Genomic DNA, 15039 nt, shown 5'->3' on the forward strand with positions numbered 1-15039 from the left:
GACATGCTAAAAATAAATGTCAATTGGAGGGAGTCAAGTTGCTATCAGTTATTGTAAAATCTGTTATTCTTGTTTTATCAGGTGTATTCTTATTAAGAATAGCTGGAAGAAAATCAATATCTCAAATGACTTTAGCACAAACGGTTGTCATGATTTCAATTGGCTCTATTATTATTCAGCCTATTATAGAAAAAAGTGTTTTACGAACGATTTTAGCTTCTGCAGTGTTTATTTTAGCTTTAATTGTTATGGAATTGTTACAACTAAAAGTTAATTTTATTGAACGATTGATTACTGGAAAGTCAAAGGTGATTATAAAGAATGGTCAAATAGATGTTAAAACATTGCGTTCTTTAAGATTTTCTGTTGACCAGCTGGAAATGCGATTGAGACAGCAGGGAATATCAAAAATTTCAGATGTAAAAACGGCTACATTAGAACCTAATGGACAAATTGGATATGAGCTGATCGATGAAGCTAAGCCGTTAACGGTAAAAGAGTTTAAAAAGTTAATGAATATGGATGACAAACCACCCATGGAGGGCGGGAACTCTCTATTTGCGGAAATCGAAAATAAACAAAGGAATCCAGATAAACAAGATTATCCCAATCATTTAAAATAAAAAATCGTAAACCATGAATTCTGAGAGGAGAATCACGTTGAAACTAAGTGTACTTGATCAATCACCCATTTCCAAAGGAGATACAGCAACAACAACATTTAGAAATACTGTAGATTTAGCCAAACATGTGGAAAAACTCGGGTACACACGTTATTGGGTTGCAGAGCATCACAATACGAAAGGTCTTGCTGGTACTTCACCTGAAGTACTCATTTCCCATCTTGCTGCTAAAACCAACTACATAAAAGTAGGATCCGGCGGAGTTTTACTTCCTCAATATAGCCCTTTAAAAGTGGCAGAAAATTTTAAAGTTCTTGAAACCTTATACCCCAACCGTATTGACCTGGGAATTGGCCGTTCTCCAGGTGGAAACCACGCAACACGATCAGCTTTAACAGATGGCGTACAAAAAAGCTTAAATGATTTTCCTCGTCAGGTAGAGGATTTAACAGGTTTTTTATATGGAAACCTTCCGTCCAGTCATCAATTTCACAAGGTGAAAGCAACGCCAATGACGATCACAAATCCAAACATTTGGGTTTTAGGGTTATCTGAAAGGGGCGCAAAAACTGCTGCGAAAAATAGTACAAGTTTTACATTTGGTCACTTTATAAATCCCGCAAATGGTGAAAAGGCAATACAAACTTATGTTAAGCATTTTCAGCCATCATCCTATCAGAAAAAACCGTATGTTAATGTTTGTATTTTTGTTGTTTGTGCGGAGACAAAATACGAGGCAGAGCAGTTAGCGCTAAGTCAGGACCTATGGTTGCTAAATATAGAAATGGGGAAGGATACCAGAGTACCGTCTATTGAAGAGGTGAAGGCTAAAACCTTTACACAACGGGAATTAGAGAAGGTCCAAAACAATCGGAAGCGATGTTTAATCGGAACCCCTTATGAAATTAAGAGAAAATTAGAAGAATTAAGTAAAACTTATCAAACAGATGAGTTTATGATTATTACAAATATTTACGATTTTCAGGCTAAGTTGAAGAGCTATTCATTGTTAGCTGAAGCTATGGGTCTGTAGCAGTATTTTTCCCTGGATTTTTCTCTCCTGTTTGTTAGAATGGATATTGATTAATTAAAGAAGGGATTACTGTATAATGGATAAAAAGAATATTATGCTCGTTGATGGGATGGCACTTCTCTTTAGAGGCTTTTTTGCCACATCATTTACAGGAAATTATATGTTTAACTCAAAAGGAACCCCTACCAACGGAATCTTTGGATTTATGAGATATTTTTTAAATGCAGTTGAGACTTTTGGCCCCACACATGTAATTTGCTGTTGGGATATGGGAAGTAAAACATTCCGAAATGACAAGTATGAATTTTATAAGGCTAATCGGAGCGCGCCTCCTGAAGAATTAATTCCTCAATTTGACTTAATAAAAGAAACTGTGGAGTCTTTTGGTGTACCTAATATTGGAGTGGAAGGATATGAAGCAGATGATTGCATGGGTACGCTGGCTAAGTTGTATGGAAAAAACGATCATGTGCTGATTTTGACTGGAGACCAGGATATTCTTCAATTAGTAGATGACAATATAAAAGTGGCCATCATGAAAAAAGGACAAGGAAATTATGCGGTTTATCATAAAGAGAACTTTGAGGAAGAGAAGGGAATCACCCCATTACAAATTGTGGATATGAAGGGGCTTATGGGGGATCCTTCTGATAATTATCCTGGTGTTAAAGGGATTGGTGAAAAGACAGCTTTAAAACTTATTAAGCAATATGGAAATGTTGATGGTATACTAAATCATATGAATGACCTATCTAATGGTATACGAAAAAAGATTGAAGAGAATTTAGATGCGTTACATCTCTCAAGAGAATTGGCGCAAATTTTTTGTGAAGTTCCACTAAATTGTGACCTGGATGAAGCAAGGTGGAAGGTTGATATTAACAATGTAAGTCAAAAGTTTGAAGAATTAGAGTTTAAAAATTTACTAACACAAGTGGATAAAATCGTTTAACCCGAAATCGGTCTTTCACTTATTTCTTTACCATCTGTCATACCATCCTCATAACCTGTGTCGTAGCAATTCTTTAATGCTTGTTCGAGTGCTTCTCTCTGTTTCTCATTAAACAGGAAGTCGTCATGTTCCAGTTCTAAGACGATTTCCTTTACTATTTGTTTATATTCTGGTTGATAGCCCAAGAAAATCACCACCTTTTACCGTTATCTTTCCTGGCTAGCCCTTTTTTATTCATTGAATGTAATGAATAGAATAAAAAAAGTAACACTTGTAAAAATACGAATGGAGGTGTTTTTTTGGCTAAATTTGAACAGAATCGAACAAAAGGAAAAAAAGCTTCAAATGTAAATCCTCAAGGTCTTTCTGAAGATGCTGCAGATCAGCGCCCTAAATCACAGCTTGAACAGCGTACAAAGAAGAAGAATACAAAAATTTAACAAACAGCTGTTTTGAAAAGGGACTGATGCACTCAAAAATGGATTTGAGTAGAATCAGTCCCTTTTCGATAATCATTTGTTTTTTGAGATAACATAAAGCTATTTAGCAGTAACGGTAAATTCTTCTTTAGGCATGTTGTGCATCCCCCTGGCCGTTACATGAGCAATAACATAGTAAGTACCTTTTTCCTGAAAAGTTTTAGAGATGGAATAGATACCGTCTTTCTCATGTGCCCCCTCTATTTCTTCATGATTTTCTTCAGCAGATCCTTCTTTCCATATTTCGAACTTCACGTTATCAGCATCTGTGACTTTTTCTTCATCTAACGTAACAGCCGCCTTTAAAAGGACTTCTTTATTTACCTGAATCTCTTCAGGCAATTGAATTTCAACGTTAAGCATTTTTAGTTCACTAGCATCTGAAGTGGATGGTTCCTCACTTTCACCTTGTGTGCCGCACCCTGTAATGACAAGAAAAATCAAGGTTAAAAGAAAGAAGCAAATAATTTTTCTCATATAATCACTCCTAAAACAAGATTCCCTTACCCATCTATTTCTTCATTAACTCCATTTTATAACAAAATGAGTTTTTATTTTTAGAAAAGTTGTCTTAGAAGTGACAATATCTTTACAATTCTGGTATGGTATAAAGGCTGGAATTGCAAAATAAGGCTACGACAACGTAATCTTTAGTAAAAGGGGAGTTTTCCATGTTAGATGTAGTTTGGTGGATTCTCATCATTGGTTTCTTTATATTAAGTTTTATAGGACTGATTTTCCCCATTATCCCTTCTGTTTTAATGATTTGGGGCGGATTTTTGGTTTATCATTTTGGAATGAACAATGACACCTTGTCTTTTTATTTTTGGATTCCCATGGTGTTTCTGACCATTTTATTATTAGTGGCGGATATTATTGTTAACAGCCATTTTGTAAAGAGGTTTGGCGGAAGCAAATGGGGAGAAAGATTTGCCGCTATAGCTGTAGTTATTGGATCTTTTATCATGCCTCCATTTGGAATTATCATTATTCCTTTTATTACAGTATTTATCGTTGAATTTATACAGAAGAAGTCTATTGAAAAATCTTTTAAAGCCGCATTCGGATCCTTTTTAGGCTTCTTCGGAAGTACACTTGCCAAAGTGTTTGTACAGGCCATTATGATTATTTGGTTCTTCTTTGATGTCCTTATTAATCTGTAAACCACTATGAGTATTAGCTAAGAAAGGGGGGAAGTCTTTTCTATGATTGAGAATTTACTTGCTTTTAGGCCATATCACCTATGATAGGGAGCTTGAAATAGTGTCCCCGATAGGCATTAATCATTAAGATAATCCACAGAATTAAAGTCAGTGGATAAAGAATAAGACTTAACATCCATCCAATAATCGGGATAAAGGCTAAAATCATGCTTATAACAAATATCCCTAAAAAGGTAAAAATAGACTGTAAAGCGTGGAACCTTACAAATCTGCTGTCCTTTTCAATGACGAAAAAGATAATTCCTGTAATTATCCCTGCTAAATAGCATAGTAATCCAGCTACATTTAGATCCATCCCTGTAGAAGATTTTTCTTCCTACTCTTCGTTGTGATCATTTACTGACTCTGACATTTTGAAAGCCTCCCTTTTTTCATTTCCCTCATATGAACGTTGAAAGCTAATATGCCTCCATAAAGTCAACCTTTCTTTAAGCATACGCTCATATATACATAATCGTATCAATTTTCCGCTAACTCCGATATTATACCAAAGTATAATTGTGCTCCCATTTGTATAAAACAAGACGATAGTCTAAAAATAAATGTATGAATTTACAAAATGGGGGTTTTTTTGTGAAACGAAAACATTCACCCAATAACATTGTTTTTTGGTTTTCTTCCTTTTTTATTACAATTTTAGTTATTTGGGGAGCTATATTACCTGATAGCTTTGCTGAAGTTGCTACAACCATTTACGACTTCACAACACATGCTTTTGGCTGGTTTTACCTTGTTTCTGTATTAGGAATTGTCTTTTTTTGTATGTTTTTAGCCATAAGCCGGTTTGGGAGAATCAGATTAGGGGGAGATGATAGTAAACCGGACTATCCATTTTTCACGTGGATTGGCATGCTATTTAGTGCAGGCTTTGGGGTAGGCCTGGTATTTTGGGGAGTAGCAGAACCAATGCAGCATTTTTTAATTACCCCGACAGACACCGACCCTCTTACAGCAGAAGCAGCAAGAGATGCGATGAGATATGCTTTTTTCAATTGGGGAATACACCAATGGTCTGTTTTTACCATCGTAGGACTGGCTCTTTCTTATTTTCAGTATAGAAAGAGGACTACAGGGTTAATCAGTTCTACCTTAAACCCTATACTAGGAGAAGGAAAGAAAAGTGGTATCCGTATCCCCATAGATACTTTAGCTGTCATTGCAACGGTTATGGGAGTTGCAACTTCATTAGGAATGGGCATTATGCAAATTAATGGAGGACTTCATTACGTTTTTGCCTTACCTAATGGAACAGGTACACAACTAATCATTACAGCCATTTTGCTTGTATTATACTTAGTTTCCTCCACTACAGGCTTAGACAGGGGAATTAAAATTCTCAGTAACTTAAATTTAGGTCTGGCTTTAGCTTTAATGCTTTTCTTTTTATTTTTAGGACCAACCGTATTTATCCTGAATTCATTAACACTTGGTATTGGTGATTACTTACAACACTTTTTAGGCATGTCTCTTCACCTTACACCATATGAAGGGGGTACGTGGGTTCAGGACTGGACCATCTTTTATTGGGCCTGGGTTATTGCCTGGTCACCATTTGTTGGCTCTTTTATTGCGAGAGTATCCAAAGGCCGGACTATAAGAGAGTTTATTTTTGGTGTGTTAATTGTACCACCAGCACTTGCAATGATTTGGATGTCTGTATTCGGTGGTTCCGCATTACATTTAGACTTATTTCAAGGAACGGATATTGCTCAAGCAGTTAACAATAATGTTACCAGTGCTTTATTTACTACGTTTGATCATTTTCCTTTTACAATGGTATTATCTGTATTGGCCATTCTACTGATCTTTACTTTCTTAATTACATCAGCTGATTCTGCAACGTTTGTATTGGGAATTATGACTACAAATGGAGACTTGAATCCGTCTATGTTTGTTAAGATTATATGGGGTATTCTGCAGGCTGCGATTGCTGCAGTATTAATCATTAGCAGTGGCTTACAAGGGTTACAGACAGCATCGCTCATATCAGCACTTCCTTTTACATTAATCCTGCTTATGATGTGTTTTGCTTTGTTTAAATCTTTAAGTAAGGAACCAAGACAAAAGAGAAAGAAGGAGCCTCGCGTTAAAAAAGAGAAAAGCTAAAAGACACAAAACGGTTACCTGTATATTAATTTTAGGCTTCCATTTTTATGGAAACCAATAACTTATGCTACAATTAGAGTGGAGATAGAATTGAGTTACATGGAAAGGGAGTATGATGATGACGGAAGAAGTTGTTCAATATTTAAGAAATAATCGGGAAGCATTGCTTAACCGCTTGTATGATTTTCTATCTATACCTAGCATTAGTACAGATTCAGAATATAAGGAAGATGTTAAAAAAGGGGCAGAATTTGTTGCAGACTATTTAAACGAAATCGGGTTTGAGCAGGTTGAAATAATAGAGACGGAAAGACATCCACTTGTTTATGCAGAATGGATGAAAGCTGAGAATGCACCAACAGCCTTATTTTATGGTCATTATGATGTTCAGCCAGCTGATCCATATGAAGAATGGGTAAGTGAACCTTTCCAGCCCGAGGTAAGAGATGGACGTATATATGCTCGTGGTTCCAGTGACGATAAAGGACAAGTTTTCATGCACTTGTCTGTTTTTGAAGCTTACATGAATACCGTTGGAGAGCTTCCAGTTAATATAAAGGTTTGTATCGAAGGGGAAGAAGAAATTGGGAGTGAAAATTTAACAAAAATACTAAAAAACAACAAAGAGAAATTTGCTGCTGATTTTTCTGTCATCTCTGATTCGGGAATGGTTGAATCGGGACAACCAACGATTACATATGGCTTAAAAGGTTTTACCGGTCTTGAATTTACATTAAAGGGACCTTCAAGTGATCTTCATTCTGGTATGTATGGGGGAGCAGTTCGAAATCCAGCCATGGCCATGGCTCATCTGCTTACTACGCTAAAAAATGAGGAAGAAGTTGTGATGGTAGATGGTTTTTATGATGGGGTTGAAGAACTCACAGATGAAGAAAGAAAATTAATAAAAGAAGTACCTGGTGAAGATTTTAAAGCAAGCACTGGAATTACTGATACAACTCCGGAAAAAGGGTTTACGGCAAAAGAGCATACAATGACACGTCCTACATTAGAAATTAACGGTCTATACAGTGGATATCAGGGTGAAGGGACAAAAACGATTATCCCTTCTACAGCCACGGCAAAAATTACGTGTCGTCTTGTACCAGGACAAGATCCAGACCGTATTCAGGATTTAATCGTAGAGCATCTTAACCATCATGTTCCTAATGGTGTTACCATTGATATTACAAGAGAGCCTTTATCTGCGAAGGCTTACAAGGTAGATCCTAATCATCCGCTGGTTCAAAAAGCAGGTGATAGCTTAACAAAAGCATTTGGCAAAGAAACGGTTTATGTACGTATGGGCGGATCCATTCCAGTAGTAGAACTTCTTGATCAGTTATATAAGAAGCCTGTTGTTTTGCTGGGCTTCGGAACACCGGAAGACGGTCTACACTCACCGAATGAAAGCTTCCCGCTCGAAAGCTTTGATAAAGGAATGGAAACGATTGTTTACTACTGGGATTCAGTAACAAAATAATCAAGAAACGATATGAGGGGGCTGGCTATTATAGTCAGCCCTCTTATAAAGCAGGTAACTTAAAAAATTCAAACATTATGGTAAAATAGAATTTAAAATGGAATTCTAAAGGAGATTGATGATGGATAATGTAGGGTTAGTATTAGAAGGCGGAGGTATGCGTGGGGTTTTTACAGGCGGTGTTTTACATTATTTAATGGAACAGAATGTATATCTTCCTTATGTGATTGGTGTTTCAGCTGGTGCCTGCAATGGTAGTTCTTATGTAGCCAAACAAATTGAACGGAACCGGACAGTGAATATTGATTATATAAACCATCCAGAATATATTTCCTATAAACGTTTTTTTAAAAGTGGGGAACTATTTGGTATGGACTTTATTTTTAATAAGCTGCCTAACCAGTTAGTCCCATTTGATTATGAAACCTTTAATCAGGCTCCGGAAGAATTCGTTGTAGGCACGACGGACTGTCATACAGGTGAACCGGTTTATTATGATAAAACCAGCTATAAAAAGGATATGCTCACTATACTACGGGCTTCAAGTTCTTTACCTTTTATGGCTCCGGAAATTGAATTTGAAGGCCGTTGTTTATTAGATGGGGGAATTGCAGATCCAATTCCCATTAAGAAATCAGAACAGGACGGAAACCGTAAAAATGTAGTGGTGTTAACGAGAAATAAGGAATACCGTAAAAACAGAGTGAAATATAAATGGCTATTGAAACGGAAATATGGTCATTATGATGGATTAATTGAGGCGGTAATGAACCGGCATGAAAAATATAATCAAACGTTGGATTATCTAGAAGAGCAGGAGAAAAAAGGGAATGTCCTGATTATTCGACCTGAAGATAAGCTTGACGTGGGTAGGGCGGAACGAAATCCTGAAAAATTACAAAAGCTATATAATCAGGGATATGAACAAGCCAGATTTTCTTTCGGGCGCTTAAAAAAATTTATTTCTCCCACATCTACTACTATAGAAGTATAATGGTTTACTAGTGAACGAGTTTGGGACATAACAAAGTCGATTAACTCCTCCAAAAAATAATCAACGATTTTGGCGGAAGAAATATACGTGAGAGTGAAAATGTTAATGATGAAGGGGGTTATAAAATCAAATGAATATACCGATTCTTTATGAGGATAATCATCTTTTGATTGTTAAGAAACCTGTAAATATGCCGGTTCAGTCTGACCAATCAAAAGATTATGATTTATTAAATCGTTTAAAACAGGATATCAAAATTCGATACCAAAAGCCTGGAAATGTTTATCTTGGTTTAGTACATCGATTAGACCGGCCGGTTGGAGGAGTAATGGTATTTGCCAAAGATTCTAAAGCTGCATCTAGATTATCTGACATGATTCGCAGAAAAGTATTAAAAAGAAGCTATCTTGCGGTGGTACGTGGTTTTCCTAGTAAGAAAAGCGGTGTTCTTGAGGACTATTTATATAAAGATCGTCGTAATAACAAGGTCTTTGCTGTCTCTCCCAATCACAAACAAGCAAAAAAGGCGATTTTAGAATATAATGTTCTACAGCAGTCAGAACGGGAAAATCTAAGCCTGCTATCTATAACTCTACATACAGGTCGTTCTCACCAGATTCGTGTACAGCTTTCAGAAATGGGCTATCCATTATATGGAGATCAGAAATATGGTCAATCTGTAAATCGGCCTGGACAGCAAATTGCTCTTTGGTCCAATACGTTACATCTGCCTCATCCAACACGTGAAGATGATGTTTATATCAAATGTACTCCGCCAGATGAGTTTCCTTGGAGTTTATTTGAATGAAAAATGGAAGGAAGTAAAAAAGATGGAGATAGAAATCAGGGAAAAGGCATTAAATACAATGAAAAAGTATGACTACACAAACAAACATTTCCTGCTTGATGCAAACTATAGTGGTGGATGAAGCTGTTCCATCGAATTTTCTCTGATTCTGGATGAATCAGGTTCATTAGGTGAAGTAACAGAGATGGATAATATTCATCTAAAGGTTACTCCATTTGTTCAGGAACAAATCAAACATACATTGATTCTGGATTATCAAGATAAAATCGGTTTTATCGTTAAAACTAAAAATGAGGTATTAGATTATGGAATATAAATAAAACCATAAAATGACTTGATAAGGGTGAAATTCAATATGATTTATTATGCCAATCCAGGACAAGTAAGCTATGGGGAAACAATTGGGCTCCTAATGCTGGACTCTTTTGCTCCATTTATACCTGGAGACATAGGAAATGCTCACACGTTCCCGTTTCCAGTACGGTATGAGACAGTTAAGGGTTTAAAAGTGAATAATATGATTCAATTTGATGACACCCTTTACAAACCTTTTCTTGAAGCTGGCACTAATTTAGTAAAAAATGGTGTGAAAGCTGTAACTGGAGACTGTGGATACATGGCTGTTTTCCAAAAACGTCTTTCTCAGGATTTAAAAGTACCCGTTTTTTTATCAAGTCTTCTTCAGTTTCACTTTTTAAAATACCTTATTAATGAAGGGGAACAAATCGGAATTATAACAGCCAATTCCGGTGTGCTGAATCAGAATCTTTTATCAAGCATAAACATTAATCCATCTTATGACCCAATAGTCATACAAGGGCTGGAAAATGAAACTTATTTTCGCCGTTTTGCTATCGATGAAACGGGAATTTTAAATACAGAAAAAGTTGAAGAAGAAGTTATAAAAGTTACGAAACAAATGTGTATGAATTACCCTAATATTAAAATGATTTTATTGGAGTGCAGCATGCTCCCGCCTTATGCTAAGGCTGTGCAGGATGAGACGCAATTACCTGTATTTGATTACACATCTATGATTCATTATGTGTATTCTGCCTATGTCCGTTCTTGCTTCTAGTACCTATTTTCTCAATCATTACCAGCAATGAGCGAGGATAAATGAGAATAAATGCCGCTTATGTTCCATAAAGCTAAGTGTGCAAGACGATAACATTCCAAGGAGGGCATTAGAATGGCACAACAAAATCGTAGTAATAATACGAACAAATTAGTCGTTCCTGGAGCAGAAAATGCTGTAAACCAAATGAAAACTGAAATTGCACAAGAATTTGGAGTACAACTGGGAGCAGATTCAGCATCACGTTCTAATGGTTCCGTAGGCGGAGAAATTACTAAACGCCTTGTATCCCAAGCACAACAAAACATGAATAAATAAATATAGATGGATATCAATAGGCTCCCTTTTAAGGGAGCTTTTTTACAATGTATGTAAAATAGTAGTTCTTAAAAATCTCCTAAAATGCTCTCGATCTTCATCGGTAAAAGCCTTTGGACCTTTTGTTCTATGTCCTGCTTTTCTGGCTTTTGCATTTGCATGCCTCATTGTAAGCATCTGATCGATATTTTCGACAGTATATTGAAAGCCTTTATGATGCAAGACGATACAGCCTTTACCTAAAGCAAGTGAGGCTAGACCATAATCCTGTGTAATTACGATATCTCCTGACTTGGCCAGCTTCATGATTCGATAATCTGCTGAATCTGCACCTGAATCTACATATATTGTTTCCACATGGTTTTCTTCTGTCTGATTTGAATAATGAGAAAAACTCATCACGAATACTACAGGAATCTGTAGTGGTTTTGTCTCTGAAATAATGATATTCTTAACAGGACTTGCATCCGCATCCACGTATATTTTCATCTAATCCTCCTAACTGATTTATGAATGAGAGTTGGTATAAAAATAAAGATAAGGTTACGTGTGATAATAATAGCAGGTACATAAATTGTCAATTTTCCAGAGAGACTGATCAATCGTAAGGAGCGTTTCAAATGAAAGACAAAATAGGAACGATACAATCTTTAATGATTAAAGAGAAAAGAGAAACAGAGTGGATTTTAACTGATGGATTCGAGGAAGTTGCATTAGAAACGAAAAATAACGAAGTACCAACAGGTGAGGGAAATCAGCGATTGGATGTATTTCTCTATTTGAACAGAAAGGGAAGGGTTCAGGCTACCACTACAATACCTTCCATTCGTAAGGATCAATTTGATTGGGCTGAGGTTGTAGAAGTAATGCCTAATCTTGGCGCGTTTGTTGATATTGGTATTGATAAAGAAATGCTTGTATCAAAAGACGACTTACCCCTATATGAGTCCGTTTGGCCGAAAGCAGGAGACTTTTTATATGTGTCTTTAGATGTAGATAAGAAGGGGAGATTATTAGCTAAACCAGCAACAGAAGATCTCTTTACTAATGAGGATTTTTTATCTGCTTCCACAGATGATCTTCATAAGTCTGTAATTGGAAGGGTTTTTCGAGCCAGCAAAGAAGGCAGTGTCATTCTTACAGACGATGGCTACAGAGGTTTTGTTCATCATACCGAAAGAAAGGAAGAACCTCGTCTTGGTCAAGAGGTAAAAGGGAGAATCATCGATGTGAAATCAGATGGATCGGTAAATATCTCACTAAGACCATTAAAACAGAATAGTATCAAAGAGGATGCAGAAATTTTAATGACCTACATGGATGCTAATGAAGGGATGATGCCGTTTAGCGACAAAAGTGATCCAGAAGAGATTCGCGCTACCTTTCATATCAGTAAAGCAGCTTTTAAGCGGGCGATTGGGCATCTGTTGAAGGAGAATAAAGTAGAACAAAAAAATGGAAAAACGTATGTTGTGGATAATAAATAAACTATAATAGTATTATGTAAACCTGTGAATAAAACTGGATATATAAATGGGAAGTTGAAAATCATGACTGATGGAAGGTATGATTTCCAACTTTTTTGTTAAAGGCTGTGTTAAAGCTTATTGTTGATTTCTAGCAAGTTGATGAGAGAAAATGTGCGAGACTCTTGCAGGAAGAGCGTTATACGGGAGAAGCCGCAGGTATGCCGAGGAGGCTCCAGGTCCATCTATGGAAAGCGAGTGCACTGGAGTAGAAATCAACACCTATGTTTAACAGAGCCTAGTTAAAAAGGGGTTGTAAAATTTGAGAAAATATATTGGGATTTTCTCCTTATTCTTCGTTCTCATGATTACTTTTCCATACAGTTCACCCAGGGATGCAACTATCGAAGCACAAACAGACCAAATATCACGAAATATTAATGAGCTTCTTGAAACAAGCCCACATTTGGAGGGTGCTATAGCAGGAATCAGTATTCGAGATGCCGATAGCGGTAAAGTCATTTATCAGCATCACGGCAATAAGCTACTGAGCCCTGCATCCAATCTTAAACTGTTTACTGCAGCCGTGAGTCTATCTGTCTTAGGTCCTGATTATCAATTTAGTACGCAAATTTTATCTGATGGTCCTATTAGAGACGGAGTATTACAAGGTAATTTGTATATTAAAGGTAAAGGTGACCCTACCCTTATGGAAGAGGATATTCAGCAAATAGCTAAGAAATTAAAGGCTAAAGGAATTAAAAAAGTGGATGGAAAACTTATTGGTGATGATACCTGGTATGATAATGAGCGATATTCACAGGATTTACCCTGGACTGATGAGCATACATATTACGGTGCCCAAGTATCTGCTTTAACGCTTTCACCTAATGAGGACTACGATGCAGGAACTATTATTGTTGAAGTAACACCATCTAATCAACCAGGTAAAAAAGCAGAGGTTTCATTATCCCCTCACACAAAATTCGTAGACATTCATAATGAGTTAGAAACAGTGTCTGAAAACAAGGAAAAAGACATCGATTTTAAACGTAAACATGGTGGTAATAAGATAACAGTCTCAGGACAAATACCTGTCGGTTCATCAATGGAGAAAGAATGGATCGCGGTATGGGATCCAACCAGTTATGTACTTCAGTTATTTAAGGAAGCTTTAACTGAACAAGGTATCGACATTACTGACTTTTCTAAAGGCAAAACACCTCAAGCTGCCAAGGTCCTAACTATACAAAAGTCCCTGCCATTGTCTGAATTATTTATTCCCTTCATGAAATTGAGCAATAATGGGCATGCTGAACTATTGATCAAGGAGCTGGGGAGAGTGAAAAAAGGGGAAGGAAGCTGGGATAAAGGACTCGAAGTAACAGAAGATGAGTTACAAAAGTATAAGGTGAATTCTGAAGACATGGTTATGCGTGACGGATCAGGTATCTCACATGTTAACTTAGTTAAACCGAATCAACTATCAAACATGTTATACGAGATTCAACAGGAAAAATGGTTCTCCATATATAAAAACTCACTTCCTATAGCTGGTTTATCAGAGAGAATGGAAGGGGGAACCTTACGTTATCGTATGTCTAATCCACCGTTAATGGGCAATGTTTATGCAAAAACCGGGACCATTTCAACCGTAAGCTCTTTATCCGGTTATATAGAAACGGTAAGTGGAAATAACCTTATTTTTTCGATTTTATTAAACAATATGAAAGATGAAGAAAAAGGAAAGCTAATTGAAGATCAAATCGTAAGGATTTTAGGAAATATATAGTTTGAAGGAAATATTTCCCGGGCAAGCGCAAGGAATGACAATAAATAGCATTCTATGACAGATGCAGTGTAAGAAAAACAACTTTCGTCAGGAAATGACGGATGTTTGAAGTAAAATGTGCTTTGATATATTTTCTTTAAAACCAGGCAAAAATAAGCAGAATCAGTCTTCTGCGTTGATTAAATACGTGTTACACCTTGCATTTCCGTTTATGCTGCAGGATTTGATGAGTCGCCTTCTATTTTCTATGAATATTCATCCATATTGAAACCATGCTAACAATAAGAAAAATGTATGAGGAGGTATAGATATGGATCAATCCTTAACTTATTTACAAGAAGTATTATCGAACTATACAGAGGAGATTGATGCTATACGGGATATTGATGAAAAAATATCCACAAATCAGTATCCTTCAGAAAATCTTTTTTCACGTGATCTCGATGAAGAGGAAAGTCGTATATTAAGAGAAATAATCTTAAAGGAAATCCATCATGCTAATGAATCAGGTGATCATGAAAGAGGCTACCAATTACATGAAGTTTATGAACTATTATATTAATTGAGAAGAGGACTACTCTAAACATTAAGGGTAGTCTTCATTTCCATTTAAAACCTGCAAAGAATTGAACGGGAGATAGAACAATCAAAGAGGCTGGCTAATTGGGAAAAATAGAGAAAATA

At 36.4% G+C, this 15039-nt stretch carries 19 protein-coding genes; 15 read left to right on the forward strand and 4 right to left on the reverse strand.

Features of this window, described 5'->3' with window-relative positions:
- Nucleotides 1–38 precede the first annotated feature (38 nt).
- From BMX63_RS07010 to BMX63_RS07020, 3 genes are all read left to right on the forward strand, one after another.
- Nucleotides 39–623, forward strand: a complete 585-nt coding sequence (locus BMX63_RS07010) for a DUF421 domain-containing protein (protein ID WP_245732758.1) — start codon at nucleotides 39–41, stop codon at nucleotides 621–623.
- Between the two features lie 37 nt (nucleotides 624–660).
- Nucleotides 661–1656 (forward strand): LLM class flavin-dependent oxidoreductase, encoded by a 996-nt coding sequence (locus tag BMX63_RS07015; protein ID WP_093133364.1) that lies wholly within the window; start codon nucleotides 661–663, stop codon nucleotides 1654–1656.
- Nucleotides 1657–1732: 76 nt separating this feature from the next.
- Nucleotides 1733–2608 carry a 5'-3' exonuclease gene (locus tag BMX63_RS07020; protein WP_093133366.1) on the forward strand — a complete coding sequence of 292 codons (876 nt, stop codon included), beginning with the start codon at nucleotides 1733–1735 and terminating at the stop codon, nucleotides 2606–2608.
- Here the strand turns inward: BMX63_RS07020 and BMX63_RS07025 are convergent.
- Nucleotides 2605–2793 carry a hypothetical protein gene (locus BMX63_RS07025; protein ID WP_093133368.1) on the reverse strand — a complete coding sequence of 63 codons (189 nt, stop codon included), beginning with the start codon at nucleotides 2791–2793 and terminating at the stop codon, nucleotides 2605–2607. The genes BMX63_RS07020 and BMX63_RS07025 overlap by 4 nt on opposite strands.
- A 114-nt stretch (nucleotides 2794–2907) precedes the next feature.
- Here BMX63_RS07025 and sspL point away from each other — a divergent pair, with 114 nt between their 5' ends.
- Entirely contained in the window at nucleotides 2908–3048 is a 141-nt protein-coding gene (sspL, locus tag BMX63_RS07030; protein WP_093133370.1) for a small, acid-soluble spore protein L, read from the forward strand.
- 99 nt (nucleotides 3049–3147) lie between these two features.
- On the opposite strand, the gene BMX63_RS07035 is transcribed toward sspL, so the two are convergent.
- Nucleotides 3148–3564, reverse strand: coding sequence for a FixH family protein (locus tag BMX63_RS07035; protein ID WP_093133372.1), 417 nt, complete (start codon nucleotides 3562–3564; stop codon nucleotides 3148–3150).
- A gap of 194 nt (nucleotides 3565–3758) precedes the next feature.
- Between BMX63_RS07035 and BMX63_RS07040 the strand changes: the two genes are divergently transcribed.
- On the forward strand, nucleotides 3759–4250 hold the full coding sequence (locus BMX63_RS07040; protein ID WP_093133374.1) for a DUF456 domain-containing protein: 492 nt from the start codon (nucleotides 3759–3761) through the stop codon (nucleotides 4248–4250).
- A 64-nt stretch (nucleotides 4251–4314) separates the two neighbouring features.
- Here the strand turns inward: BMX63_RS07040 and BMX63_RS07045 are convergent, their stop codons facing one another.
- Entirely contained in the window at nucleotides 4315–4605 is a 291-nt protein-coding gene (locus tag BMX63_RS07045) for a DUF4870 domain-containing protein (RefSeq protein ID WP_093133376.1), read from the reverse strand.
- A gap of 278 nt (nucleotides 4606–4883) precedes the next feature.
- Here BMX63_RS07045 and BMX63_RS07050 point away from each other — a divergent pair, with 278 nt between their 5' ends.
- The 7 genes from BMX63_RS07050 to BMX63_RS07075 all read left to right on the forward strand — a co-directional run bounded on the left by BMX63_RS07050 (nucleotide 4884) and on the right by BMX63_RS07075 (nucleotide 11097).
- A complete protein-coding gene (locus BMX63_RS07050; protein WP_093133378.1) occupies nucleotides 4884–6416 on the forward strand; it encodes a glycine betaine uptake BCCT transporter in 1533 nt (510 codons plus the stop codon).
- A 118-nt stretch (nucleotides 6417–6534) separates the two neighbouring features.
- Entirely contained in the window at nucleotides 6535–7899 is a 1365-nt protein-coding gene (locus tag BMX63_RS07055) for a dipeptidase (protein ID WP_093133380.1), read from the forward strand.
- A 121-nt stretch (nucleotides 7900–8020) separates the two neighbouring features.
- Entirely contained in the window at nucleotides 8021–8893 is an 873-nt protein-coding gene (locus BMX63_RS07060) for a patatin-like phospholipase family protein (protein WP_177167228.1), read from the forward strand.
- Between the two features lie 130 nt (nucleotides 8894–9023).
- Nucleotides 9024–9701, forward strand: coding sequence for an RluA family pseudouridine synthase (locus tag BMX63_RS07065; protein ID WP_093133384.1), 678 nt, complete (start codon nucleotides 9024–9026; stop codon nucleotides 9699–9701).
- A 184-nt stretch (nucleotides 9702–9885) separates the two neighbouring features.
- The gene (locus BMX63_RS18645; protein WP_281242733.1) at nucleotides 9886–10017 is read left to right on the forward strand and encodes a hypothetical protein; all 132 of its coding nucleotides are present in this window, start codon (nucleotides 9886–9888) and stop codon (nucleotides 10015–10017) included.
- Between the two features lie 39 nt (nucleotides 10018–10056).
- A complete protein-coding gene (locus BMX63_RS07070) occupies nucleotides 10057–10779 on the forward strand; it encodes an aspartate/glutamate racemase family protein (protein WP_093133386.1) in 723 nt (240 codons plus the stop codon).
- A gap of 114 nt (nucleotides 10780–10893) precedes the next feature.
- Complete coding sequence (locus BMX63_RS07075; protein WP_093133388.1) at nucleotides 10894–11097, forward strand: alpha/beta-type small acid-soluble spore protein; 204 nt, start codon at nucleotides 10894–10896, stop codon at nucleotides 11095–11097.
- A 42-nt stretch (nucleotides 11098–11139) separates the two neighbouring features.
- Here BMX63_RS07075 and BMX63_RS07080 read toward each other — a convergent pair whose 3' ends face one another.
- Nucleotides 11140–11586: a YaiI/YqxD family protein gene (locus BMX63_RS07080; RefSeq protein WP_093133390.1), complete on the reverse strand. Its 447-nt coding sequence runs from the start codon at nucleotides 11584–11586 to the stop codon at nucleotides 11140–11142.
- A gap of 131 nt (nucleotides 11587–11717) precedes the next feature.
- On the opposite strand from BMX63_RS07080, the gene BMX63_RS07085 reads away from it, so the two are divergent.
- From BMX63_RS07085 to BMX63_RS07095, 3 genes are all read left to right on the forward strand, one after another.
- Nucleotides 11718–12584 (forward strand): CvfB family protein, encoded by an 867-nt coding sequence (locus BMX63_RS07085; RefSeq protein ID WP_093133392.1) that lies wholly within the window; start codon nucleotides 11718–11720, stop codon nucleotides 12582–12584.
- Between the two features lie 343 nt (nucleotides 12585–12927).
- Nucleotides 12928–14355, forward strand: a complete 1428-nt coding sequence (dacB, locus tag BMX63_RS07090; protein ID WP_093134056.1) for a D-alanyl-D-alanine carboxypeptidase/D-alanyl-D-alanine endopeptidase — start codon at nucleotides 12928–12930, stop codon at nucleotides 14353–14355.
- Between the two features lie 310 nt (nucleotides 14356–14665).
- Entirely contained in the window at nucleotides 14666–14917 is a 252-nt protein-coding gene (locus BMX63_RS07095) for a hypothetical protein (RefSeq protein WP_093133394.1), read from the forward strand.
- Nucleotides 14918–15039 lie beyond the last annotated feature (122 nt).

Origin of the sequence: Salinibacillus kushneri (assembly GCF_900111405.1) — a bacterium.
Classification (GTDB): Bacteria; Bacillota; Bacilli; order Bacillales; family Alkalibacillaceae; genus Salinibacillus; species Salinibacillus kushneri.

Bases quoted from the DNA above. Each gene is read 5' to 3' on its own strand.
- BMX63_RS07095 (WP_093133394.1), top strand. From the start codon at position 14,666: ATGGATCAATCCTTAACTTATTTACAAGAAGTATTATCGAACTATACA.
- BMX63_RS07055 (WP_093133380.1), top strand. From the start codon at position 6,535: ATGACGGAAGAAGTTGTTCAATATTTAAGAAATAATCGGGAAGCATTG.
- BMX63_RS07085 (WP_093133392.1), top strand. From the start codon at position 11,718: ATGAAAGACAAAATAGGAACGATACAATCTTTAATGATTAAAGAGAAA.
- BMX63_RS07075 (WP_093133388.1), top strand. From the start codon at position 10,894: ATGGCACAACAAAATCGTAGTAATAATACGAACAAATTAGTCGTTCCT.
- BMX63_RS07035 (WP_093133372.1), bottom strand. From the start codon at position 3,564: ATGAGAAAAATTATTTGCTTCTTTCTTTTAACCTTGATTTTTCTTGTC.
- BMX63_RS07045 (WP_093133376.1), bottom strand. From the start codon at position 4,605: ATGGATCTAAATGTAGCTGGATTACTATGCTATTTAGCAGGGATAATT.
- BMX63_RS07040 (WP_093133374.1), top strand. From the start codon at position 3,759: ATGTTAGATGTAGTTTGGTGGATTCTCATCATTGGTTTCTTTATATTA.
- BMX63_RS07065 (WP_093133384.1), top strand. From the start codon at position 9,024: ATGAATATACCGATTCTTTATGAGGATAATCATCTTTTGATTGTTAAG.
- BMX63_RS07060 (WP_177167228.1), top strand. From the start codon at position 8,021: ATGGATAATGTAGGGTTAGTATTAGAAGGCGGAGGTATGCGTGGGGTT.
- BMX63_RS07070 (WP_093133386.1), top strand. From the start codon at position 10,057: ATGATTTATTATGCCAATCCAGGACAAGTAAGCTATGGGGAAACAATT.
- BMX63_RS07020 (WP_093133366.1), top strand. From the start codon at position 1,733: ATGGATAAAAAGAATATTATGCTCGTTGATGGGATGGCACTTCTCTTT.
- BMX63_RS18645 (WP_281242733.1), top strand. From the start codon at position 9,886: ATGGATAATATTCATCTAAAGGTTACTCCATTTGTTCAGGAACAAATC.
- dacB (WP_093134056.1), top strand. From the start codon at position 12,928: ATGATTACTTTTCCATACAGTTCACCCAGGGATGCAACTATCGAAGCA.
- BMX63_RS07080 (WP_093133390.1), bottom strand. From the start codon at position 11,586: ATGAAAATATACGTGGATGCGGATGCAAGTCCTGTTAAGAATATCATT.